Here is a 23,386-nt window from a genome sequence, read left to right as displayed (position 1 = left end):
GTGCCACCCCTATTTCTCGAAGGCACCAGGAAGCTACACGCTCCGCTTTATTCCTGCGGTGCAATCGAGCAGGATCAAGTGATGCGTGTTACGAAGACAGATTTCATACACTATCTTAACTGCCCAAAGTCATTTTGGGTTCTGAAGAGACAACCCGACCAGTATCCACCTGGGGACTTTAGCCTGTTTCTACAAAAGATCACTCGGGAGGGCTTTGAGGTTGAGGAATGCGTCCGTAGCTTCTTCAAGAACAGCGGACGTGACGTGACTTTCCAGAAAGTGTTCGAGACCAGCGACGGTTTATACGCTCGCGCCGATGTCATCGAACGCTCGGCGTCTGGTGAAAAAATCCTGTACGAGGTCAAATCCTCCACGAGCGTCAAGACTGACCAGTCAGCCAACCATCTCAAGGACGCTTGTTTTCAGAAGATTTGTGCTGAGCGTGCGGGAGAAAATATTGATCGGGTTTTCATCGTACATCTCAACGCGAGCTATAAGCGCGATGGTCCAATCGAACCTGAAAAGTTGCTTACGTTTATTGATGTTACCGAGCAGGTTGTCGATCTTGAACGCGAGACAGCCTTGGAAATCGATCAGGCTTTGGTGCTTTCCAGGAAAGAGTTTATTGATCGAGACGGGTGTCCCTGTCTGTATAAGTCTCGGGGGAACCAATGCGATACATTTCGTATCTTCAACCCACGTGTACCACGTCATTCGATCTACAGTATCCCTCGACTCAGTGCCAAGCTTAGGAATGAGTTTGTGTCACGCGGCATTTTCGATCTTCGGGATGTCCCAGATGATTGCGATCTATCGGAGGGTCAGCTTTTGGTCGTCCAGTCGGCGAAACGTGGCAAGCCGATTATCAATGTCTCAGAGATAAGGTCATTTCTTAGTAAAATCGAATTTCCTGTGTACTTCTTCGATTTTGAGACTTACGCCTCAGCTGTACCGCTGATTGATGGCGCTAGCCCGCATCGGCAATTCCCAGTGCAGTACTCACTTCACGTTCTTGAAGCCAATGAAGTTCTAGTTCATCGCGATTTTTTGGAGCGGGAAGCGCGTTTACCGCTAGAGCTTATTGAACGAATGCAAGACGATATTGGTCCCGAGGGAAGTGTTGTGTCCTGGCACGCTTCATTTGAGAAGACAAGGAACAGAGAGCTAGCCGTAGATTTTCCGCACAAGGCAGCATTTTTAGACACATTAAATGCGCGAATGGTCGACTTAGAAGATGTCTTCAAGTCGAGTTACGTTGATATCGAATTTGATGGTTCGACTTCGATCAAGAAGGTGTTGCCCATTCTTTGTCCAGAGCTGAAGTATGACGATCTGGACGTTCAAGATGGAACGTCGGCCATGGAGGCGTGGCAGCGTATGGTTTCTGCTGAGTCCGATGAAGCAGAATCTATTGCTCAAGCGCTTCTGCGATACTGTGAGCGAGATACGCTTGCGATGGTGGAAATCTATAGGTTTCTTGCAGCGCTATAGTCTCATGGCATTGGGCGCATCCTGACGGCCCAGGCTCTCGTGAACCAAGCCAGCAAGCTGTCTCGGCCATTCGGCTTCGATCCCTTGCGCATCATCTGACAGCCCTCGCGGGCTGACCTCCTCCTTTTCGTTTCAAGGGCCTGCGGCCCCGTCCTCCGTCAAGACCAAGCCCTTCGCTATGGCTTCGGGCGAAAGCCATGGCCCGTGGCTCGGCTGCGCCTGCGCCCGCACCTCTTCCATGGCTTTCAGTCTGGACGGCCGTCCCCCCGCTCATCGGCGCGGGCCTAGTCCGGTTGCATGCGCAACCGACTACCCAAGAAAGGGGACAAAAGATGAAAACCGACATTTATGAAAGGGTTACCAACAAGATCATTGCCGACCTTGAGCAAGGCGAGCTGACATGGCTGAAGCCATGGAGCGCGGGCAACATGGAAGGCAAAATCACCAAGCCACTACGCCATAACGGCGTGCCTTATAGCGGCATCAATATACTGATGCTTTGGGGAGCCAGCGTCGAGGCGGGCTATCTTTCGCCGTACTGGATGACCTTCAAACAGGCGAAAGAACTAGGCGCGCATGTTCGCAAAGGCGAGCGCGGCAATCTGGTTGTCTATGCGAACACGATTACCAAAACCGAGGAACAGGACGACGGCAGCGAGGAGGAGCGGAAAATCCCCTTCATGAAGGGATACAGCGTCTTTAATGTCGAGCAGATCGAGGGCTTGCCCGAGCACTACTACACCAAGCCGAAAGCGATCATCGATCCCGCGCGCCGCATTCAGCACGCTGAAGAGTTTTTTGCGAGCACGGGCGCGGACATTCGCCACGGCGGCAACTCTGCCCATTACAGCGGCGGCAGTGATCATGTGCAAATGCCGTACTTCGAGACCTTCAGGAGTCCGCAAAGCTACTACGCAACCTTGGCGCACGAGCTGACGCACTGGACCAAACATCCCAAGCGGCTTGACCGCGAATTTGGTCGCAAGCGCAGGGGCGATGTAGGCTATGCGCGCGAAGAGCTTGTCGCCGAACTTGGCGCAGCATTTCTGTGCGCTGACCTTGAACTCGCGCCGGAACCGCGTGCCGATCATGCGGCGTATATCCAGAGCTGGCTCAAGGTCCTGCAAAACGACAAGCGCGCGATCTTCAGCGCCGCCGCCCATGCCCAGCGCGCCGCCGATTTTCTGCATGAGCTTCAGCCTATCGTCGAAGAAGTGAGCAACGTCGCGTGATCATCGGAAAAAATTCGCGGCTGGCCTTCGGGCCAGCCGCGTTGATGGCTTCAAAGACCTGGCGGGCGGACCGCCAGCTCGGCCTCGATATTGTGCAGCGATGCAAGAGCATTGCTGCGTTCAATCGATCCGCGAGGAGCGGAAGCAAAGGCGTTGAAAGCCTCGCGTAAGAGGGCATGCAGTTCGGCTGTGCTGCGCGATGCTGCATCGAAGCGTGTGATGAGTCTCATCGTCACCTCCTGTTGATTGCCAGGAGGCCCCGAACCGTTCAGGGCCTTTCGGCCCTCGCACACATCATCCATGGCCCAGTGAAGGCGCTGATGGATCGGGGTAATGCACTAGAAATCTATCGGGAGGTGGCGCTGAAAAACGAGTGAACAGGCATTCGGTGTCGGCAGTTGGCGCAGCATGAATGGACCTTTGCCCGCGCACGGCTTGCAGCAATTCGCCTTTCCCCTGACCGAACGCGGATCGCGCATCAATATCCTGCCCGCACCAGCTCGGCGGTAGCCTCACCCGTGTTGGACATGACACGGCGATCCTTTGCCTTCGGTCTTATCGGGGGGCGTTAGCAAGCCAACCCGAACAAAGGAGATTAATCATGGCACGCAACAACACCCAAACCGCGCAAGAGCGCACACGCGAGTTTCGCGCCCCTGAGTTTCTGGCGTGGCACGTTACCCAGAAAGGCGACAAATCCTTCTGGAACAAAGTCGGCGCAGCGTGGATGCACAAGGACGCCAAAGGCTACACGCTTCAGCTCGAATCCCTGCCTGTCGGCGGTCGCATCGTCTTGCGCGAGCCGCTGGAAGACACGGCTTCACCTGCAAACGACACGGGGCGCTCATGAGCGCCCCCGTCACCAGTCAGATCGACTGGCGCGGTGTCGCGATAAGCGTCAGCTATCATCGGCATCAGTGGTCGACGTTCGACCACATCGAAGTCAACGTCATCGGCGATGGGATAATCCCCATCACTGAGACAGGCTATCGCTCGCACTATCTGCACAGCGATGTCACGGACGAATATGGCGGGGCCGTTGCCTACGTGCTCGCGTGGCTTGAGCACGAAGCGCAGACCCCGCAATGGAAGAAGCGCGAAGAAGCCGCGCGTCAGCTTTCATTGTTCTAGTGATTTCTATCGGTCGAGATCAGGACCGTCATAGGACGGTCCTTCTCTTTTTTGCTCGCGGAGTTTGTGCAAACGATCTTGCGCCGACGTGGTGGAACGGGTTTGACGCTCGGGTTTGCGCTCTTTGAGCTTGTCGAAGCGTGGACGCTCGGGCTGCTTTTTCGGTTCCGCTCGCAGTGTGTCCAGGCGCTCGAAGGCGGTCTTTGCCTTGGGCTCTTCACCACGACGCATCAGGCGATAGTTGGCAGCATCGTGATGCAGGGCGCGCAAGGCTTGGGCATGTTTGGTGCGCGCAGCATTTATTTCCTTTTGCAGATCGCCGCGCTCGCGCAGTTGCGCGTTGATCGTCATTTGCCGCTGATCCTGATCGCGGCGCAGCGCCCATATCACTTCGAGCTGGTTTTGTTTTTCGAGCTGAGCCCGCTTGCCTGTCAGACGATCCCACAGGCCCATCATGCCCTTGCGGAAGCGATCCGCTCTTGTGCGGGCTTCAGCTTCAAACCGCGTCTTCTGGCCTGCGTCCAGCTTGGCGCGTTCTTCGGCATGCGCCTTCGCCATCTCCATGCGGCGCGCATTCAGTTGATCGAGTTCGGCGCGCGCTGACCCGCGCGCTTCATCGACATGCGATTTGATGCGCGGGAGAATATCTTCAGCAATGCGCTTGCGGGTCTCCTCAACGCTGTTCAATGCGTCGGGCTTTCCAAGACGGGCGTGCAGCTCTTTCGCTTTCTTGCCCGTCGCGCGTGAGATTGAAATGACTTCACCTTCGAAGGTGACAGCCACATGGCCGCGCCGATCCCCGCGCGCCAAATAGAAGCCACGCTCTTCGAGAGCGTGCGCGAAGGTGCGAGCTGAGTCCGAAGTCGCCCAGGCTTCCTGTATCAGTTCTTTCAGTTCGCCCGCATGGCGTCCGATCCGCTTGGCCTGCTGCCATTCATCAAGCGAGAAGTTGCGGGGGTCGCGGTCCTTAGGGTCGATCAGGCCGCGCGGCATCTGCCAGCCGTTCTCAAGATAGAGCTGGCGCGAGACCTCCCGCAGCTTGTTCTTGTAGAACGACATCGGCTTGGCGGTCATCGTCTCAGGATCGATCCGGCTCCATACCGCATGACAGTGCCGCCGTCCGTCCTTCTCGTGGAAGACGACGACGCGCGGCTGGCCCGTGAGGCCGTTTTTCTCTTCGATGGCTTCCAGTGCTTTTTCGAAGGTACGAACGTGGACACGCTCGTGCTCAGGCGGATTCAGAGATACCGAAAACATGAACTGTCGGCACTTTGTGCCTTTTGCGATGGCTTCGGCTTCGCGGAGCGCGCCGACGACATCATCTGATATGAAGCCGCGAATATCGTGCAGCTCTACATGCTCGTTTTCTTCGGTCTTGAGGAGATGCAGCCCGAGCTGCTTTGCGCCGCTTCGTTGTGATCCTTTCAGGATCATGACGGCTCCACATCGGTACGATGGCCGAGCGCGCGAAGAAGCTCCCGCCGCATCAGCGCCACGTCGGCGCATGCGCGCCGAATGTCGCGTTCCGTATCGGGGAGAACGGGCAGCGTGCCGAGATTGGCCATCTTGGCGAGCTGGTTCAGATTGTTTGCGATCCTTGATTGCCCAAGCATGGCGAGCACCTGCGCCAGCTTCTGTTCATCCTTGATCGGGCGACGAGATCGCGCCCGTGCACGTTTCTTCTTGAGCCCCTGACCGTCGAAGACCTTGCGGCGGATATACGCTCCAAGCGGCATGTCGCCAGCCAGCTCTTCAAGCCTAGCGCGCTCTTCAAAAGTCAGTCTGAGGGAGAAGGGAGGTGTCTTTGTCGTCATCCAACCTCCCTGTGAACGTCTATTTCAAGATCGTTCACAGGGTCGTCGATTGTCTCAAGTACCTGATTCCATTCAGAAAGCACTTCGAACAAATAGTTCGAGCTTTCTCTACTCAGGTGCACCATTCGCGACCAATCCGGAGCAGCCGGAAAAATCGATCCAGTGAATCGATTTTCGGGAGCGAATGCACCGGCAGGTGCCAGAACGCGGTCGCGATTCCTAAGTTTGCTCCCGCGTCCCCCGGATCAAGTTTGGTGTTCGAGATGAGCGCGGCTCAAGGCTGCCCGGTTCGGCTTTGCCTAAATTTTCGTGCCAGTGGCACGAAAATAGGTTTTGAATGCCCCGGCAGGGGCTTTGTTTATCTTGATCTCCGCTTTACCTTGTTCCGCGATGGATCGCGCTCAGGGCTGCCCTATGGCGCAGCGCGCCGGAACCTGACCGGCTTACCGAGGTCACCGGAGATAAAAAAGGCCGCAAGCAATGCCTGCGGCCTCTGTCATTCTCGTTCAGGACGCCTGCGCCCTAGAAATTGTTGCAGTTATCGCTCTTGAGCCAACTGTCGATGGCCTTAAGCGACTCACGGTGATGGTCGGGCCACCAGGGAAGGCTGTGGGGCATGTCGTCGATCTGGACGAACTTCGCGTTCACCTTGTCCTTTACCGCATTGTAGAAACCGCGGCCCTCCTCGATCGGCACCCGCACATCACGGTCACCATGATAGACGAGGATCGGGATATTTGCCTTGTCGGTATTCTCGATCGGGTCCATCCCGTCCAGCGTTTCACCCTGAACGATACGTGAAATCCGGTTTTCGCTGACGATACGGCGGAAAAGCTGGAGATTGGAAACGCCCGCCCCGGCAATCGCACACTGATACGGGCTGTCTTCCCGCACCGTCGCTGCGAATGCTGCGAAACCACCATAGGAATAGCCGAAGATTGCAAGCTTTTCGGGATCAGCAATGCCCTGGTCGACGAGCCATTGCGCCCCGTCATCCTTGTCGTCCTGCATCTTCTGGCCCCACTCCATGTCGCCAGCGAACCAGAGTTCCCGGCCCCAGCCGGTCGAACCGCGGTACTGCGGCTGGAGCACAGCATAGCCGCGCGATGTCAGGAACGGGATCCAGCCTGACTGGTCCCAGCCGGCATAGTCACGCGCCCACGGGCCGCCATGCGGCAGGATGATGGCCGGGATGCGCCCGTCCTCTTCCTTGGAATAACCTTCCGGCAGGCTCAGCAGGCCGGGAATGCTAAGTCCGTCACGGGCATCATAATAAACGAGCTCCGTCTCACCGATATCCTCTTCGTTGATCCAGGGCTTGCTGGCACCGATGCCGGCCACTTCAGACTTGTTGACCAGCAGGTAATAGACCGGCGGTGAGTCTGAGGATTCCGTCGTGAACAGGATGCGGTTCATGTCATCCGTCCACTCGTTCAGCCTGACATGTTTGCCGGGGAAAGCCTGCTCAAGCCCTTCCTGGATGGAACGGATTTCCGGGTCCAGCCAGTACGTCTCCACGACATCTGCCGCATAACGGAAGCCGAGCGGCTGATTCCAGCGTTCTTCACTCCTGCCCAGAACAACGCTGGTTGCGGAAAACTCGGGATGAGCAAAGACCGGATCGCTACTGAATTCATTCGTTTTCGGATCGTAGAAATAGATCGCCGCCTTATCGGAAAACTTGTCCGTGACCATGTAATAACGGCCTGACGCTTCATCATAGCCGGTAATGTCGATCTGATAGCGGTTGGAGGCGAGATAATCGAGGGCCTCTTCACGCTCGAAACCGCCTGTTTCCGTGTTGAGCATATAGGTCTCGATGCGCCAGTCGCCATCGCCGGCGGACTCGATCCCCTGCTTGGCAAGAATCCTGCCATCACGCGGGTTTGTATAGAGAATCTGCTGGCGTCCGGAGTCGTTATACATGAACGACTTCGCGCCCGTACGCATGTTCACCCGATAGTACTCGGTCTCGCCGCTTGAAATGTTGTTGTAGCGCACGATCACTTCATCCTCGTTGAGGGGAAGGCTGTTCGTTATCGCAGTGGTATTATTGATATCCCGGCACTGTTCCAGCTGCTTGTTGGCCATGCGCTCTGTGCCAAGCCCGGCAATACCCTCATCAAGATCATCCAGCTCCTTCGAGCCGACATAGGCCTTGTAAACGAAGGTCTTGGTCGCGCCGAAACCACCACCTTCAGTACAGAAGGTCTGACCGGTCCAGGCCTGGTGGCCTATGACGAACGCATTATCGCCCGGAAGCGTCTGGATTCCCATGAAACGCATCTTGCGATTCGGCGGTGTGATCCGCGATGGCGTCAGCGGCTTGGAGGTATCAATGTTTTCGGGAAGCTCCCAGCTGGCCAGCGCCAGGTTCTCATTATCAGAGCCTGGCTCCGCAATAAGACCGACCATGTATGTCCCGTCTCCGGACATGCTTATGCTCGAAATATTCGGAACCTTTGCAAGGTCATCCGGTGAAATCGGGTCGGCCGAAACCGTAAGGGCGACCCCGATAGCGCCGCCAAGTAGCACACCTAGACGTTTCATGAGCGTCTGCTTCCTCCATTACAGTGTTGTTATTAACCTCCCCGATTGAAAAGCTGCCGTCAATCGACGCTTGCATCGCGCACGGATGACCCCCGCTTTCGCCCGATCCGGGGCACAGCATCCTCCACTTGTAGCGGAAATGTCACACTATGGCAGGAGTTGGGCAATTGCAGCAGTAACAGTTTGCGAAATTGTAATGACGCGTGCATCCATGGCGCAATCCCGGCACTCAGGGCGGGAGTTTGGAAACTGAATCCAACTTTTTTTGAGGGGTATCAATGTCAAAGAAACTTGACCTTCGGTATCTTGCGCTCGGCACCGTAGCCTATGGTGCACTTGCCTTTAACGGCATCGCATACGCGCAGGAAACCGAAACCGAGCAGGACGATCCGGTCATCACGACCGAAGAAGCCGACGCTGGAGAAGAAGAATCACGCCAACAGAAAGTGGTCGTCACCGGCTCGCTTCTGCGTCGTGACGAGTATAGCTCGACTTCGCCGATCCAGGTTGTCACCGCGGAGACGGCGACGGCAGAAGGCCTGATCGACGCTGCAGACATCATCCAGTCGCAGTCGGTCGCTTCCGGCTCCACACAGATCAACGGCAACTTCGGCGGCTTTGTCGTCGAGGGCGGCACAGGCGTCAACACAGTCTCGCTTCGTGGCCTGGGTGCCCAGCGTACGCTCGTTGTGTTCAACGGTCGTCGTCTTGGCCCATCCGGTGTCCAGGGCCAGGTTGGCGCGGTTGACCTCAACGTCATCCCGACCGCCGCTGTCCAGCGCGTTGAAATCCTGAAGGACGGTGCTTCGTCGATCTATGGTTCCGACGCTGTTGCTGGTGTGGTCAACGTGATCACCCGCCGCTCGCTCGACCGTCCGGAACTCAATGTTTCCGTCAACGCTCCGTATGAAGGCGGTGGCGAACAGTGGACGATCGATGGTGCCTACGGCTTCAACTTCGACCGTGGCAGCGCCGTGATTTCGGCCCAGTACCAGAAGCTTGAAGACCTGTCCCTCGGCGACCGGCACCTATAAATGCTTTAACTCCCTGGCCAACGTATTTGACGATAACAATGGCGCACGCCGTCAAATCTTTGACCCGAGCATTGGCGCATTCCGTCCGCGGGCGGATGGCAACGCCGGTGTTGCGGAAACACCGTCAAACGACCCGCGTCAGCAAGCCTCGGATGTGATCCCGGAAACAGAGCGCCTGTCGCTCTTTGCAACCGCAGACTACAATCTCGGCTTCGCAGAGTTCTTCGGTGACTTCCTTTACACCAACCGCCAGACAGAACAGACGAGCTTCCGCCAGTTCTTCCCTTGGGTTGGCCCGACGGACCCGACGAACCCGACCCCGGTCGCTTTCTCGCGCCCGATCACGCTGGTTCCGTTCAACACCGATGTCGACATCGACTACTACTCGGCAACTGCCGGGCTCCGTGGCGATTTCGGAAATTCCGGCTTCCTGCAGGACTGGACCTGGGAAACCTCGGCTGTCTACTCCTATTCAGACGCCGACTACAACCGCGATACCATTCCGCTGAACCGTGTTGTCGACCCGATCCGTGGTGGCGGCGCAATCAATGTTCCGGATGGAAACGGCGGCTTCAGCTGTCAGTACATCGAAGATCAGGATTTCGCGGAAAATGGTCTCGGCGGCACCTACGTCCCTTGCCCGGTTGATATCAACTACTTCACCCGTGACTTCATCTTCGGCAACTTCACGTCGGCACAGGAAGACTTCCTGTTCGAAACCGACAGCGGCACGACAACCTATGAGCAGCTCACGCTCTCCGGCGTTGTTACCGGTTCTGTCTTCGAACTCCCCGCAGGTGATGTGGGCGTCGCTCTCGGTGTCGAGTATCGTGACTACGAACTCGAAGACACACCTGGCTTCTTCTCGGCAAACAACAATCAGTGGGGTCTTTCTTCCGCTGGTGTGACTGCCGGTAGCGACAACGTCATGGAAGCCTTCGGTGAAGTTGAGGTTCCGATTCTTGCAGGTCTTCCGTTTGCTGAAGAACTTTCGCTGAACTTCTCGGGCCGTATCTTCGAGTATGATTCCTATGGTTCTGACTCGGTCTACAAGGCTGGCCTGAACTATCAGATTACTCCTTCGGTCCGCGTTCGTGGTACATATGGTACGTCTTACCGGACACCGGCCCTGTATGAGCTGTTCCTCGGCGACCAGACGTCGTTCCTCGGCCAGCTGGAAATCGATCCGTGTAACTTCTCCGACGGCGGTCCTCAGAACCCGAACATCCGTCAGAACTGCTTGACGCAGGTTCCGAACGACTATGTTCCGTTCGGGTCTTCGGCACAGATCACCACAGGTGGCGGTGCAGACGTCCTGGAAGCAGAAACGTCTGACGCGTTCACAGCAGGCGCAATCTACACGCCAACCTGGTCCAACCTGTCGATCGCAGTCGATTACTTCGAAATCGAAGTGAACGACCAGATTGCTCAGCTTGGCTCCGGCTCGATTGTGAGCGGTTGTTACGCTTCGCCGAACTTCCCGAACGATCCGCTCTGCTCGCTCTTCGAGCGGGACCTGGATCCGAATAGCCCGACCTTCCAGCAAATCCTGACGGTCAACGACAGCTATGTGAACATCAACAGCCAGACCACCCGTGGTCTCGACCTCACGACTCGCTACGAGCACGAGTTCGACTTTGGTGACCTGATCTTCGACCTCCAGGGTACCTGGACCTTCGAAGACTCGTTCCTGCTGTTCGGTGGAACGGACTTCGACGTCGACGAAGACAATGGTGAAATCGGTCAGCCGGACTTCACTGCCAATTCGCGTATCCAGTTTGTTACAGGCGACTGGACCCTGAACTGGTTCACGGACTTCGTTAGCCGGACATCCAACGACGCTGTTAACGGTGGTTCGCTCTTTACCTACCGTGGCCGTCCAGACACCTACTACAAGCAGTTCACCGAGCCGTACTTCGAGCATGGTGCTTCTGTTCAGTATCGTGCAGATGACTGGCGCCTTACACTCGGTGTCAGCAACATCTTCGACGAACAGTTCCCATACGTCTCCAGCGGTGCAGCGACCCGTCGCGGCAACACCCCGCTGGTCGGTACGCAGTACAGCTATCGTGGCCGGGCCGCTTTCGCCCGTCTCCAGAAGCAATTCTAGGCTTCACGCGATATACAATCCTGGAAGAGGCGGGCCCTGTGCCCGCCTTTTCTTTTTTCATCCCTGCCGCCCGCCTAGGGCGCCCCGCCCCGCACGCGCCGGGGACTGCGGTCGCCGAACCACCAGAGCGTCGCCGCCGTCGCCGCGAAGGTCGCTGTCTCCGTGATCGAGCCACGCGCCGCCTCACCCGCACCGAGCCAGATCCCGCCGGCAATCGCCCACAGCAGAAGCGTCAGCACGGGCCGCGTGAGCCCACGCACCGCATTGACCCAAGGGTAGCTCTCGCCAATCGCCGCTTCGGCCTGCATCGACGCCTTCAGCCCGGCCCAGCTGCCCGCCGTCTCTGTGATCGCCAGTTCGGCTTCCGTTTCGGCCGCCCGTGCGGCCTGCTGCAACTCGATCAGCACCGTTTCATGCGCCCAGCGTTCTCGCTCATGGGCCTGTTCCTGTCGCATCTCGAAATAGCCCGCCAGCCGCCCCAGCGCCGTGCCGATCAGGCCGAACAGCCCGCCACCTGCCGCGCTCGCGGCAATCCCCGTTATCTCTTCCATGAATGCTCACTCCCCGGATAGAACCAGCGCGCCGGCCGCGCCCGCCTGTCGACATGGAGGAAGCTCCCGGCCAGTCCGAAGCCGGTGAACCCGGCCCGGCCTGCGGCCGCCAGCATGGCAAAACGATCATGCCCGGCGAGCCTCAGATCGGCCGCCACCTGCTTGTGCTGTGAGAGCGGCGCCCCGCCGACCGCGGCATTCCAGCCCCGGCAGCGATGGCCCGAGTTGATGACCAGCGGCCCGCCGAGCTCTGTCCGGATCGCCTCAAGGCCCTCCAGAAAGGCTGGCGCATGCCAGTATTCCCCGCCGCAGAACCGCCCGCCACACCGGCAGGCGAGTTCCGTCACGCGAAAATGCGGCCAGCGCCAGTGGCGGGAAAGCGCGTTCTCGGCTTCGACGACCGTCCTGAACAGCAAGGGCATCCTCCTTCAACGAAGAAGGATCATGTCTGGCACCCAGGGCTGTGGGACGGATTTATCTACAAAGTGTGGCTACTGGCCGCTGCCGGGCTTTTTATAGGGCAAGCGTTCCCGCAAGCCTGTCACCCGATACCGGCTGCCTGGTTCTGCTTGGCCCGCGCTGTTGCCGGCACGAAGGCCTTGCGCTGGCCGAGCGCGCCGATGGCCTGCTCATATTCTTCGGCGAGCCGGTCGATATAGGCAGCTGTGGACATACGCTCCCCGATTGCGCCAATCCCCTGCCCGCAGCCCCAGATATCTTTCCAGGCCTTGGATTTCTGGTTCCCGCCAGAGCCGAAATTCATCGCGCTCGGGTCGCTTTGCGGCAGGTCGTTCGGGTCGAGTCCCGCCTGTGCGATGGAGGGGGCGAGATAGTTGCCATGCACGCCGGTGAACAGGTTCGAATAGACGATGTCCCCAGCCTTGCTGTCGACGATCATGTCCTTGTAACCGTCAACCGCATTGGCCTCATCGCACGAGATGAAGGCAGAACCGATATAGCCAAGATCTGCGCCCATTGCCTGTGCGGCCGCCACCGCTCCGCCATGTGCGATGGAGCCGGACAGCGCCAGCGGCCCATCGAAGAACTGCCGGATCTCCTGGATCAGGGCAAACGGGGAAAGCGTCCCGGCATGGCCACCCGCACCGGAGCAGACCGCGATCAGTCCGTCGGCGCCCTTTTCAAGCGCCTTGTGCGCGAAGACGACGTTGATGATGTCGTGCATGACGATGCCGCCATAGGAGTGGATCGCATCATTCACTTCCTGGCGCGCGCCAAGCGAGGTGATGACCAGCGGCACCTTGTATTTCACGCACAGCTCCATGTCGTCATCGAGCCGGTTGTTCGTCTTGTGGACGATCTGGTTGACCGCAAAGGGGGCAGCCGGACGGTCCGGATTGGCCTTGTTGTAGCTGTCCAGTTCGGACGTGATCTGGTCCAGCCACTCGTCCAGCTGGCTGAGCGGGCGCGCATTCAGCGAGGGGAACGAGCCGATAATCCCTGCCTTGCACTGGGCGATCACCAGTTCAGGATTGGAAATGATGAAAAGCGGCGAGCCGATAACGGGCAGGCGCAGGTTCTGGAACACGGGCGGCAGGGCCATGGACGGTATCCTTCAAAATGGCGTTGTCTTCCCGGTCGAAATTAACTGTACAGGCCCGCGCGGCAAGATGTGACGTTGCGGGATGATACCTCGACTGGAGCCCGCGCCCCGCAGATGGTGAGCAAAACCCGCACGCTTATTTTGAAACAGCCCATTGTGAAGCCTGCGCGCGCGTTTCACGCTCGTATGGGTGTGGGCATAGGCCACAAGGGAGGCATTCGCCATGATGGACATGAAAGACAAGGTCGTCGTGATCACCGGCGGCGCAACAGGCATCGGCTTCGCACTGGCGAAACAGTTTGGCGCCGAAGGGGCAAAGCTCGTCCTTGCGGAGCCGCGCGAACACCGGCTGAAAGAAGCGTGCGAGGCACTCAGCTCAGACGGCATCGATGCGCGCTGGTACGTCTGTGATGTCGCTCAGCTTGAAAGCGTCGAGGCACTGGCCGATTTCGTCTGGCGCGAACATGCCCGCTGCGATGTGCTGATAAACAATGCCGGCGTCGCCCAGAAGCCCGGTCGGCTGCCCAAGGTCGACATGGCAGAAGCCCGCCGGGTCATGGATGTGAATTTCTTCGGCGTCTGGCATGGCTGCGCTGTCTTCGGCCCGCGCATGGCGAGCCAGGACACGCCCTCGATGATCTACAATACCGGCTCTGAGAACTCATTCTTCTGCGCCATGCCGGGTGCGGCTGCTTATATCGCCTCGAAACATGCCGTCCTCGGGCTGACGGAGAATTTCCGCGAGGACATGCCGGATCACGTCACCGTCGGCACCATCTTTCCCGGCTGGGTCGCCTCCGAACTCAATCCGCCGGAGGTCAATCAGTATGCGATGGACACCGACGAATTCGCCGCGATCATCTATCCCCAGATCCGGGCTGGCGAACGCTTCGTCGTCAGCCATGCCTATAACAGGGTCCGCATCCGTGAACGCATCGACGCGGTAGAAGCTGCCTTCGAAACCCATGCGCCGCGCTATGACGGCGATGAGGAGTATGACGTGCGTACCGTCATCGCCAGAATGCGGGGTTGAAATCCGGTGTCCCATACGGTGTGCTTGCAGGCAGGCAAATAAGAGGGGACGCCTATGAAATCGCTCATCGCGACAACAGCTTTCGTCGCAGCCGGACTGGCCGCAGGTACAGCCAGTGCGCAATGCACCGAAAGCGACGGCTACGTATTCATCACCGCACAGTGCGAGCAGAAAGCCGCGGATGTGGACGAGCCAAGCCTCTGCCAGCAGGCCCCGGATGAAGACAAGACGATGCTCTACTTCATCTCGAACGTCATCGCGGATGAAGCCTCCGACCGCTCATCGCTCGGCAGTCTTTTCTACGATGTTGTCGGTGACCAGTACGGCGTCTCATTGAATGGCAGCTCTTCGCAGTGCTTCGAGACCGCAGAAGCCGCCAAGGAAGGCCGGAACGATATGATCGAGCGCTTCCGCCAGTTCTTCAGCGAATACACTGTCATCGTGCATGACGTGAAGATCGACCAGGAGTCGTAGACAACAGGCTGGCGAAGGCTCACTGTTCAGTGCTTCAGCGCCTTCGCCTGCCCTTTCAGCCGCTTCTGGTGCTTCATGTAAGCGCTCAGAAGCCCCATGCCTTGCGGCACCTCACGGCCTTCCGACAGCGCCAGAAGGGCAAGATAGTTCCAGGCCTGCTGGCCCAGCGCATTGACCATCTTGATGAGGCCGATTCCGCTGTCCGGGCTGAGAAAGCCGGGGCCGAGCCGCATCGTCTTGGAGTAATTCTCCAGCCGCTCACGCTCGCCTGAGAGCAGCTTCGCCACACCGCGCGGATCTGTACAGAGCGGTGCGCCAATGCCGATCATGTCAGCCAGACCGCCAGAGACCGCCTCTTCCATCGCCAGCTTCGAGCGGAACCCGCCCGTCGCCATCACCGGCATGGAGGCTTCCTCCCGCACCTCGCCGGCATAGTCAGCGAAGAAGGCCTCGCGCGCCTTCGTGCTCTCACGCACAGGCTGCGCCTCGGCCGCTTCCAGCCCGTCAATACCGAGCAGTTTCGGCTGTTCGTAGTTTCCACCGGAAACCTCCAGCAGGTCGATCTGGCGCTCAGACAGCCATTTCACGACCTGACGGCACTCCGCGAACGTGAACCCGCCTTTCTGGAAGTCGGCCGAATTCAGCTTCACGCCGACCGGGAAGCCCGCACCCACAGCCGCACGCACCGCATCGACAGTTTCCAGAAGAAGCCGCGCCCGGTTCTGAAGCGCGCCGCCCCAGTCATCCTCACGCCGGTTGGCCCGCGGATTGAGGAACTGGCTCAGAAGATAGCCATGCGCGGCGTGGATCTGCACCCCGTCAAAGCCTGCCTCCCGCGCGACAGACGCCGTATGCGCAAAGCCCGCAATGACATTGCGAATATCATCCTCGCTCATCGGCTTCGGCGTACCGAACTGCCCGCCCGGCAGGGCCAGCCCGATATCAGACGGCGCCAGAGGCTGCGGATTGACCAGTTTCGGCGTCTGGCGCCCGGCATGGCTGATCTGCATCCACATCTTCGCGCCGTAGCGCTGGCCAGCCTTCGCCCAGGCTTCCAATGCCGCCATCTGGCCTGCATCCTGTGGCCCGTCGATGACGACATTGCCCGGCGCTTCCAGATGCGCCCGGTCGATCTGGACATTGCCGGTGAGCAGCATCCCGCAGCCGCTTTCGCCCCATGCCTCGTATAACCGGACATGACCCTCATGCGCCCTGTGCACGCCTGCCTCGGCGAGCTGCTCGGTCATCGCCGCCTTGCACAGCCGGTTCGGCAGCTCCGCTCCGCAAGGCAACGCAAGCGGCTGTTCGAGTAGACTTGTCATGTCGCTGTGCCCTCCCCGGCATCCCTGACAAGGAAGATGGCGCTGCTTCGCGCCTGCGTCCAGACTTGTGTTTGCAACCCTGCCGGCATAATCAGGGATATCGAACTGCCAGCCAATGGAGACCCACAATGGATTTCGCCCGCAAAGACTTCGCGCCGAACATCCATTCTGACCGGACGGTCCTCCATGCCTGCCTATCTCACACTCGACAATCTCTGCCTCGCAACACCTGAGGGCGAAGGCCTTTTTGACAATCTGACACTCTCCGTGGGCGCCGAACGCATCGGCCTTGTCGGCCGCAATGGCTGTGGCAAGTCCACCCTGCTGCGTGCCATTTCCGGAGATGTATCGCCTGCCAGTGGCACACTTCACACGCAAGGCCGCATCGCGCGGCTGGAGCAGCGTTTTGATGCGGCCCTGACGGTCGCAGAAGCCCTGAACATTTCTGACGAGCTTGCTCGCCTTGCCCGCATCACTGCCGGCGATGGTACCGCTGAAGACTTCAACGCCGCCGACTGGACGCTCGAATCCCGCCTGGAGAAAGCCCTCGCGGAGACCGGGCTTGGTGCCATGCCGCTCGATCGCCGTCTTGCCACGCTGTCTGGCGGGGAACGTACGCGCACCGGCCTCGCGCGCCTGCTGCTGGCCGAACCCGATCTCATCCTCCTCGATGAGCCGACCAACAATCTCGATGCGGACGGACGCGCCGCGGTGATGACACTGATAGAGCGTTGGCCCGGCGGTCTCCTCGTCGCCAGTCATGACCGCGCGCTGCTCGAACATGTCGACCGTATCGTGGAACTCACGCCCGTCGGCTGCACGCTTTTCGGCGGCGGCTGGCGCGAATTTGCCGAAGCAAGGGAAGCTGCCCGCGCCCGTGCCGCCAGCCAGGCCGAACGCGCCGCCAACAAGCTGAAAACCACCGAACGCAAGGTCCAGCAGGCCAAGGAGCGCAAGGCCCGCTCGGACTCGCGCGGTCGGGCCGTTCGTGCCCGTGGCGACCAGCCAAAGATCCTGCTCGATGCCCGCGCCGAGCGCGCCGAAGCCACTGGGGCACGTGGCCAGCATCTTGCCCACCGGCAGCTGGGCGAAGCCGAATCCGCCCTGTCAGAGGCGGAGGCGAGGCTGGAGATCGTCACCCCGCTTTCGATTGACCTGCCAGCCTGTCACCTGCCCGCCACGCGCCGTCTCGTCAGTCTGACAGATGTTGTCATGGGCTTTGGGGAGCAGCCCCTGTTCGGTCCGCTGTCGTTTGAAATTCGCGGTCCGGAACGTGTCGCCATTGCCGGGCCGAATGGCTCGGGCAAGTCGACCCTGCTGAAGCTCATAACGGGCAATCTCAAAGCTGTCGCGGGCAATGTCACGCTTCACACATCGCGCATCGCCCTGCTCGACCAGCATGTCACCCGGCTCGATCCCTTGCATTCGCTGATCGACAACATGAAAACCCTCGCACCCGGCCTCAACGACAATGACGCCCGCACCCAGCTTGCCCGTTTCGCGTTCCGGGGTGACGACGCCTTGCAACCGGCTGGCACACTGTCTGGCGGTGAACGCCTGCGCGCCGGACTCGCCGCTGCCTTCGCCGCGCCGGAGCCGCCGGAATTCCTTCTGCTGGATGAGCCCACCAACCATCTCGACATCGAGGCCGTGGAGTTACTGGAAGCTGCACTTGCCGCCTATGACGGCGCCATCCTCGCCATCAGCCATGATGAGCGCTTCCTTGAAGCGATCAGTGTGGAGCGGCGGATCGAACTTGCATAAGCATGCTGCCAGTAACTTTTTCTATCACACCAGCTTCCGGTATAGACTGTTTATGCTTATAGCACGGCAGGCAGGTGGAGGGGTTATAATGAAAGCGTCGCAAGTTGTAGGCTTGGCCGGTTGGGTAATTGTCATTCCTGTAGGCATTGCCGCATTGATCCTGTTCGACATCTTCCACCCGGGGTTTCGTGAAGTCTATCTCAACGCCTTTCCGGGTCTCGACAATGACAAGGCTGGCATGGTCGCATTTGTAACCTATGCCATTATTGTCCTGTTTATCGCCCTACCCGGTCTTTTGCTGATCTCGATCTCCGAAGTCGCCGAATCGCTTGAAGCCCTGAACGCCAAAACCGAGCGCACGAATGAAGCCTTGCGCGAACTCATAAGTGCTCAGAAGCAGACCTCAGACTAACTCCGCCCATCCAGATCCGGGTCCAGCGTCAGGTCATCGTCCAGCTGGATACCGAAACTGTTCAGCATCATCGAGACCTGCGTGTACTGGCCGACCGTCATGACGAGGTCCATGCGCTGCTTCTCGCTCAGTGTGGACAGCCGCGCCCAGGTCGCGTCCGTGATGAAGGCGTCGGCGGTCAGCTCATCGGTGGCTTGCAGGAGTGCCGCATCCAGCTCGCTCCACCCCGACGCGTCCGGCCCGGCCTTGATGCGTTCGATCTCCTCATCGGTGAGCCCGCAATCCTTGCCGATGCGCACATGCTGGGCCCATTCATAACCGGATTTCCAGTTGAAACCCGCGCGCAGGATGACGAGCTCGCGCTCGCGCGGGGCCAGGCTGTTATGGTCTGACAGGATATAGCCGCCCCACAGCATGAACCGCTTGTACGCTTTCGGTGCGCGCGACAGCGTGCGGAAGATGTTGAAGACGTTTCCGCCCTTGAAGCGCTCGCCCAGCAGCGCCTTCTGTTCCTCGCCCATCTCTTCATCGCTGAGCGGGGCGACTCGCGGTTTCGACAGTCTCATATGGCATCTCCTCCTGAACTCTTGCGCCCAATAGAAGGCGGCAACAGGCTGGGTGCAAGCATCGTGTAAAAACGACCACTGGCACCGCGCCCCTGCATCGCCTACATGTTCGGCTTCTTCCAACCTCAGGCTCCGGGCGAGCGGCCGCATGACAGACCTTTCCGTAAACCTCAACGCCGTGGCGCTGCTGCGTAACCGGCGCGGCCTGCCCTGGCCGAGCGTGACCGGGCTTGGCCGGATCGCGCTCGAGGCCGGCGCGGCGGGCCTCACCGTCCATCCCCGTCCGGACGAGCGCCATACAAGGCGCGCGGACCTGCCCGCAATCCGCACGCTGATCGACAGTGAGTTTCCAGACCGCGAATTCAACATAGAGGGTTATCCGTCGGAGGATTTTCTCGCCCTGATCGAGGAGATTAGCCCCGAACAGGTGACGCTCGTGCCGGATGATCCCGCACAGGCCACCTCCGATCATGGCTGGGATTTCAAGGCCCACGGCGCGACACTCGAAGCCCTCGTCACCCGGCTGAAGCGCACCGGCGCGCGCGTTTCCCTGTTTGCCGATCCGGACCCATCGCATGTCGAGGCAGCGGCTGCGACGGGCACAGACCGGATCGAGCTTTATACCGGCCCCTATGGCGCTGCCCATGACGATGAGGCGGCCACCGCGCGCGAACTGGATGCGCTGGCAGACACCGCCGAGGCCGCCTTCGCGCATGGCATGGATGTGAACGCCGGCCACGACCTCACCGTCGCCAATCTCGCCCCGCTTGTCGCACGCATACCGGCCCTCGCAGAGGTCTCCATCGGCCACGGGCTGACCGCCGACGCCCTCACCCATGGTATGGCCGAAACCGTCCGCCGCTTCCGCCGCGCCTGCGGACAGGCGGTGTAGGGCCAATACTTTTACCGCCGATACCTGCGCAGGCAGGTATCCAGGTATGAAATCTGCGATCTCACATGGTTTGCTCATCTGACGCTTTGGACACCTGCCTTCGCAGGTGTCTGCGGCCAATTCCTTATGGGTTTCACAACGTCCTGAAAGCCTCTCCCACCTCGGCCTCCCACATCGCTTCATCCTCGACCGCCCACGGCGCGCAGGGCAGCCAGTCGGGTGTATCCGGCACATCTTTCGCGGGTACACCGTCCGGCCAGTCTGCCCGTCCGTCCTGAAATATGAGCGCGCCGAGCGCCTGAAGCTGGCGGTAATAGGCCGCCACGGCCGTCCAGGCGGGGATGGCTTCAGGCCCTGCTTCCGGCGTTCCGGAAACACGAGCGAGGAACGCACGTGCAGGCGCTTGCGGATCAGGCACATCCGGGGCGACCGCGATCCGCTCATCAAGGCGGCGCACGACCGTTTCCAGCTGGCGCGCATCGCGCTCGAACGCCCCGGCCTCGTCGACACGGCCAAGCTGGGCCAGCGCGACCGCCCAGGCGGCATGGCGCGCGATCCGGTTTTCGGCGGTTTCGGCGTCGAGGTCGCATTTGCGCACCTTCATCGCCGCTGCCCACTGTTTGGCGGTGCTGAGTGAGACTTTCGCCCGGCGTGCAGCCTGCACATAGGTTTCGCCCGCCCGCAAGGCGGTCTCGATGATGCGCACAGTCATCATCCGGCCCTTGGGCACGCTGGCCAGGTCGGTGTGGAAAGTCGGTTCACTCATCGCGGCGAGACTGCCATGGGCCACAAAGGTGTCGGATGAATTGGCCTGACTTGCGATGCCCGCTCGGTGAACACCGTGGATAAACACCGGGATGGCTTAGAAATCATGCGCAGCCATATCGCGACCCCCGAATTCCGGACCGTCGTCACACCATCCTCACACCCCTGTCACACCATCAGAAACCGCATCCATCCGTTGGAAACACGGAAAACCTTACCGCCGTCGTCCGGTCGGAAATTCTAGTGATTCCGCAGCCGGTCCTGCATCAGCTCGAGCCAGGCGGCCTGCCTGTGGATCATGCTGGCCATGTCGTTCGGGTCACCCTCGGCGATCAGCTCGTCGAGCCAGATTCGCGTCACACGGGACTGGCTCTCGACCCAGTCGAGAAGCCGCGCCCGGCCTGTCGCCCGGCCCGGCCTTGCACAGCCCGTCTCAGCAGCCCCGTCTGCCTGCTCATGCCCCAAACCATGTCCTGTAATCATCTTCGCGCCTCCGATATTGCGAATAGTTCTCATTTGCAGGCTATTTGGCCGCGAGGTCAAGGGGTAGCAGGTGGCCGACTGCGGCAAACGCAGTCATGTGACGCAATGGAAGGGTTGACGCACACGTCAAGCAGAGCCCTATACCGGGCAGAAACAGAGTTATATGAGTAGAGGCCATGAAAGACGATTTTCTTTCCCTGAGCGCCGGTTTCGAGACGGCGACGGAAGCAGACTGGCTCGCCGCGGCCGAAAAGGCGCTGAAGGGCGGTGGACTGGACCGGATCACACGCCACAGCGATGACGGCATTGCGATACGCCCGCTCTACCGTGAGAACGATTTCGCCAGTGCCGGAGACCCGCTCGGCGCACCAGGCGCGGCCCCCTACCTGCGTGGCGCGCAGGCCGAACCGGACAGGTTCCGGCCCTGGGACATCCGCCAGGCCTTCGCACACCCCGACCCGGCCATCACCAATGCCGAAATCCTTCGCGACCTCGAACGCGGTGTCGCTTCTGTCGAACTTTCGGTCGACTGCACGGGTGCCGAAGGCTGCGCCATCCATGACGAAGCGACCCTGGCAACCGCCCTCAAAGATGTGCGCGCCGACTATGCGACCATCGCGCTCGATCATCGCGGTGACGGTGCAGGCACATCCATTGCTGCCCTGCTGGCACTCTGGGGCGAGACCGCAGGCGACCCGAAAACGCTTGGCTTCGCTTTCAATATCGACCCGCTTGGCCTGCTCCTACGAAAGGGGCGGATCGAGGGCGGTATTGATGCAGCATTCGTGCGCACAGCCGAACTCTCACGCCTGCTCTGCCTGAGCTATCCCAACGCGACGACACTACGGGTCGATGCCCGCGCCGTGCATGAGGCAGGCGGGTCGGAAGCCCAGGAACTCGGCGTACTGATGGCCCATGCCGTCGACACGATGCGCCGTCTTGAAGCGGCTGGTTACGATATCAACACCTTCCCGTCGCAGACCCTTTTCACCCTCGCAACCGGGGGCAATTACGGCCTCGAGATCGCCAAGCTGAAAGCTGCCCGCCGCCTCTGGGCACGTGTGCAGGAGGCCATGGAGCTCGACGTGGAACCGATGCGCCTCCAGTCTGTCAGTTCCGCCCGGATGCTGACGCGCTACGACCCATGGGTGAACATGCTGCGCAACACCGCAGCCTGCTTCGCCGCGAGCGTTGGTGGCGCAGATGTCGTGACCGTGCGTGCTTTCAACGAAGCGCTCGGCGTGCCGGAAGAACTCGGCCGGCGCACCGCGCGCAACACCCAGATCATCGCCATGGAAGAGTCTGGCCTCGGCCGTGTCGCCGACCCGGCCGGCGGGGCATGGTTCGAGGAAACGCTTGGCCTTGATATCGCCGAATCTGCGTGGGCCGTCTTCCAGCAGATCGAGGCCGAGGGCGGCCTTGCCGAAAGCCTCATGGCAGGCAAGCTCCAGGCCCGTATCGCTGAAACGCGCGATGCCCGCTTCAAGGCCATTGCCAGGCGCAAGGTGCCCGTAACCGGTGTGAGCGAGTTCCCACTGATCGACGGCGAACCAGCGCCAGCCGCCGACATCAGCTATAAGAGCCAGGCCACAGACGTCACCGATGCTGGCCTGAAATCCTTCCTCAAGGAACTGCCCGACCGGGGCGGAGAGGACACCACCGCCGAAGCGTTCACGCCAATCCATCTGGCGCGTGACTTCGAGGCCCTGCGCGACCGGGCCGCTGCCCACGCTGAGGCCAAGGGCGTCCAGCCGTCCATCTTCATCGCTACGCTCGGCCCACTGGCAGAGCACAATGCGCGCGTCGACTTTGCCCGCAACCTGTTCGCCGCGGGCGGCATCGAGGGCAAGGATGCCCCGGCCCTGCCGAAATCGGCTGATGACATCGCCGCCGCTTTCAAGGCATCGGGTTGCCATATCGCCGTGATCTGCGGGGCGGACAAGCGCTACGAGGAAGAAGCCGAAGCGGCCGCCAAGGCTCTCAAATCAGCAGGCGCCCAGCGCGTCTTCCTGGCTGGCAAATTCGAAGCCACAGACATCGACACCAACATCTTCATGGGCTGCGACGCGGTTGAAACACTACAGCTCGCACAGGCCGAACTGGGCTTTAAGCTGACCTGACAGACCAATTGTATATTTCAAGTTTACAGGTTTCCACACACACACACTCATGGTATATACGTTAATGGGGCTGACATTATA

At 59.9% G+C, this 23,386-nt stretch carries 23 protein-coding genes; 12 read left to right on the top strand and 11 right to left on the bottom strand.

Features of this window, described 5'->3' with window-relative positions; all coding sequences use genetic code 11:
* The first annotated feature begins 81 nt into the window (after positions 1–81).
* Complete coding sequence (locus tag Q1K31_RS11250; RefSeq protein WP_300379428.1) at positions 82–1,491, top strand: DUF2779 domain-containing protein; 1,410 nt, start codon at positions 82–84, stop codon at positions 1,489–1,491.
* 332 nt (positions 1,492–1,823) lie between these two features.
* The gene (locus Q1K31_RS11245; protein ID WP_300379426.1) at positions 1,824–2,723 is read left to right on the top strand and encodes a zincin-like metallopeptidase domain-containing protein; all 900 of its coding nucleotides are present in this window, start codon (positions 1,824–1,826) and stop codon (positions 2,721–2,723) included.
* Between the two features lie 50 nt (positions 2,724–2,773).
* Here Q1K31_RS11245 and Q1K31_RS11240 read toward each other — a convergent pair whose 3' ends face one another.
* The gene (locus Q1K31_RS11240; RefSeq protein WP_008891788.1) at positions 2,774–2,953 is read right to left on the bottom strand and encodes a hypothetical protein; all 180 of its coding nucleotides are present in this window, start codon (positions 2,951–2,953) and stop codon (positions 2,774–2,776) included.
* Between the two features lie 371 nt (positions 2,954–3,324).
* Here Q1K31_RS11240 and Q1K31_RS11235 point away from each other — a divergent pair, with 371 nt between their 5' ends.
* Positions 3,325–3,573, top strand: a complete 249-nt coding sequence (locus Q1K31_RS11235; protein ID WP_300379423.1) for a hypothetical protein — start codon at positions 3,325–3,327, stop codon at positions 3,571–3,573.
* Positions 3,570–3,854: a hypothetical protein gene (locus tag Q1K31_RS11230; RefSeq protein WP_300379421.1), complete on the top strand. Its 285-nt coding sequence runs from the start codon at positions 3,570–3,572 to the stop codon at positions 3,852–3,854. Before Q1K31_RS11235 ends, Q1K31_RS11230 begins: the two co-directional genes overlap by 4 nt.
* Before the next feature lie 6 nt (positions 3,855–3,860).
* Here the strand turns inward: Q1K31_RS11230 and Q1K31_RS11225 are convergent, their stop codons facing one another.
* The 3 genes from Q1K31_RS11225 to Q1K31_RS11215 all read right to left on the bottom strand — a co-directional run bounded on the left by Q1K31_RS11225 (position 3,861) and on the right by Q1K31_RS11215 (position 8,218).
* Positions 3,861–5,288: a relaxase/mobilization nuclease domain-containing protein gene (locus Q1K31_RS11225; protein ID WP_300379419.1), complete on the bottom strand. Its 1,428-nt coding sequence runs from the start codon at positions 5,286–5,288 to the stop codon at positions 3,861–3,863.
* The gene (gene mobC, locus Q1K31_RS11220) at positions 5,285–5,668 is read right to left on the bottom strand and encodes a plasmid mobilization relaxosome protein MobC (protein ID WP_293948682.1); all 384 of its coding nucleotides are present in this window, start codon (positions 5,666–5,668) and stop codon (positions 5,285–5,287) included. Before mobC ends, Q1K31_RS11225 begins: the two co-directional genes overlap by 4 nt.
* Before the next feature lie 522 nt (positions 5,669–6,190).
* Positions 6,191–8,218: a prolyl oligopeptidase family serine peptidase gene (locus tag Q1K31_RS11215; protein ID WP_300379417.1), complete on the bottom strand. Its 2,028-nt coding sequence runs from the start codon at positions 8,216–8,218 to the stop codon at positions 6,191–6,193.
* A gap of 278 nt (positions 8,219–8,496) precedes the next feature.
* Between Q1K31_RS11215 and Q1K31_RS11210 the strand changes: the two genes are divergently transcribed.
* Both Q1K31_RS11210 and Q1K31_RS11205 read left to right on the top strand, forming a co-directional pair.
* Entirely contained in the window at positions 8,497–9,252 is a 756-nt protein-coding gene (locus tag Q1K31_RS11210) for a TonB-dependent siderophore receptor (protein ID WP_300379415.1), read from the top strand.
* Entirely contained in the window at positions 9,218–11,362 is a 2,145-nt protein-coding gene (locus Q1K31_RS11205) for a TonB-dependent receptor (protein WP_300379413.1), read from the top strand. The genes Q1K31_RS11210 and Q1K31_RS11205 overlap by 35 nt, the downstream gene beginning before the upstream one ends.
* A 74-nt stretch (positions 11,363–11,436) precedes the next feature.
* Here the strand turns inward: Q1K31_RS11205 and Q1K31_RS11200 are convergent, their stop codons facing one another.
* From Q1K31_RS11200 to Q1K31_RS11190, 3 genes are all read right to left on the bottom strand, one after another.
* Positions 11,437–11,913, bottom strand: coding sequence for a hypothetical protein (locus tag Q1K31_RS11200; protein ID WP_300379411.1), 477 nt, complete (start codon positions 11,911–11,913; stop codon positions 11,437–11,439).
* A complete protein-coding gene (locus Q1K31_RS11195) occupies positions 11,901–12,329 on the bottom strand; it encodes a D-Ala-D-Ala carboxypeptidase family metallohydrolase (protein WP_300379409.1) in 429 nt (142 codons plus the stop codon). Before Q1K31_RS11195 ends, Q1K31_RS11200 begins: the two co-directional genes overlap by 13 nt.
* A gap of 125 nt (positions 12,330–12,454) precedes the next feature.
* Positions 12,455–13,474, bottom strand: a complete 1,020-nt coding sequence (locus Q1K31_RS11190) for a nitronate monooxygenase family protein (protein WP_300379407.1) — start codon at positions 13,472–13,474, stop codon at positions 12,455–12,457.
* Positions 13,475–13,697: 223 nt separating this feature from the next.
* On the opposite strand from Q1K31_RS11190, the gene Q1K31_RS11185 reads away from it, so the two are divergent.
* Both Q1K31_RS11185 and Q1K31_RS11180 read left to right on the top strand, forming a co-directional pair.
* Positions 13,698–14,507: an SDR family oxidoreductase gene (locus tag Q1K31_RS11185; protein WP_300379405.1), complete on the top strand. Its 810-nt coding sequence runs from the start codon at positions 13,698–13,700 to the stop codon at positions 14,505–14,507.
* 54 nt (positions 14,508–14,561) lie between these two features.
* On the top strand, positions 14,562–14,981 hold the full coding sequence (locus tag Q1K31_RS11180) for a hypothetical protein (protein ID WP_300379403.1): 420 nt from the start codon (positions 14,562–14,564) through the stop codon (positions 14,979–14,981).
* 26 nt (positions 14,982–15,007) lie between these two features.
* Here the strand turns inward: Q1K31_RS11180 and Q1K31_RS11175 are convergent, their stop codons facing one another.
* Positions 15,008–16,303 (bottom strand): NADH:flavin oxidoreductase/NADH oxidase family protein, encoded by a 1,296-nt coding sequence (locus Q1K31_RS11175; RefSeq protein ID WP_300379401.1) that lies wholly within the window; start codon positions 16,301–16,303, stop codon positions 15,008–15,010.
* A 186-nt stretch (positions 16,304–16,489) separates the two neighbouring features.
* Here Q1K31_RS11175 and Q1K31_RS11170 point away from each other — a divergent pair, with 186 nt between their 5' ends.
* Both Q1K31_RS11170 and Q1K31_RS11165 read left to right on the top strand, forming a co-directional pair.
* Positions 16,490–18,067 (top strand): ABC-F family ATP-binding cassette domain-containing protein, encoded by a 1,578-nt coding sequence (locus Q1K31_RS11170; RefSeq protein WP_300379399.1) that lies wholly within the window; start codon positions 16,490–16,492, stop codon positions 18,065–18,067.
* 88 nt (positions 18,068–18,155) lie between these two features.
* Positions 18,156–18,479 (top strand): hypothetical protein, encoded by a 324-nt coding sequence (locus tag Q1K31_RS11165; RefSeq protein WP_300379397.1) that lies wholly within the window; start codon positions 18,156–18,158, stop codon positions 18,477–18,479.
* On the opposite strand, the gene Q1K31_RS11160 is transcribed toward Q1K31_RS11165, so the two are convergent.
* The gene (locus tag Q1K31_RS11160; protein WP_300379395.1) at positions 18,476–19,045 is read right to left on the bottom strand and encodes a carboxymuconolactone decarboxylase family protein; all 570 of its coding nucleotides are present in this window, start codon (positions 19,043–19,045) and stop codon (positions 18,476–18,478) included. The two genes, Q1K31_RS11165 and Q1K31_RS11160, sit on opposite strands and share 4 nt — an antisense overlap.
* 148 nt (positions 19,046–19,193) lie before the next feature.
* On the opposite strand from Q1K31_RS11160, the gene Q1K31_RS11155 reads away from it, so the two are divergent.
* Positions 19,194–19,937 (top strand): pyridoxine 5'-phosphate synthase, encoded by a 744-nt coding sequence (locus Q1K31_RS11155; protein ID WP_300379393.1) that lies wholly within the window; start codon positions 19,194–19,196, stop codon positions 19,935–19,937.
* Between the two features lie 133 nt (positions 19,938–20,070).
* On the opposite strand, the gene Q1K31_RS11150 is transcribed toward Q1K31_RS11155, so the two are convergent.
* Both Q1K31_RS11150 and Q1K31_RS11145 read right to left on the bottom strand, forming a co-directional pair.
* The gene (locus Q1K31_RS11150) at positions 20,071–20,703 is read right to left on the bottom strand and encodes a hypothetical protein (protein WP_300379391.1); all 633 of its coding nucleotides are present in this window, start codon (positions 20,701–20,703) and stop codon (positions 20,071–20,073) included.
* Positions 20,704–20,942: 239 nt separating this feature from the next.
* Positions 20,943–21,185 (bottom strand): hypothetical protein, encoded by a 243-nt coding sequence (locus Q1K31_RS11145; RefSeq protein ID WP_300379390.1) that lies wholly within the window; start codon positions 21,183–21,185, stop codon positions 20,943–20,945.
* A 176-nt stretch (positions 21,186–21,361) separates the two neighbouring features.
* Here Q1K31_RS11145 and Q1K31_RS11140 point away from each other — a divergent pair, with 176 nt between their 5' ends.
* Positions 21,362–23,305 carry a methylmalonyl-CoA mutase family protein gene (locus tag Q1K31_RS11140; RefSeq protein WP_300379388.1) on the top strand — a complete coding sequence of 648 codons (1,944 nt, stop codon included), beginning with the start codon at positions 21,362–21,364 and terminating at the stop codon, positions 23,303–23,305.
* Positions 23,306–23,386: the final 81 nt, after the last annotated feature.

Source organism: Henriciella sp., from assembly GCF_029936995.1.
In the GTDB taxonomy this organism is placed as follows: Bacteria; Pseudomonadota; Alphaproteobacteria; order Caulobacterales; family Hyphomonadaceae; genus Henriciella.
Note: the sequence above shows the minus strand (reverse complement) of the source record. Positions and strands in the feature narration are given on the sequence as shown.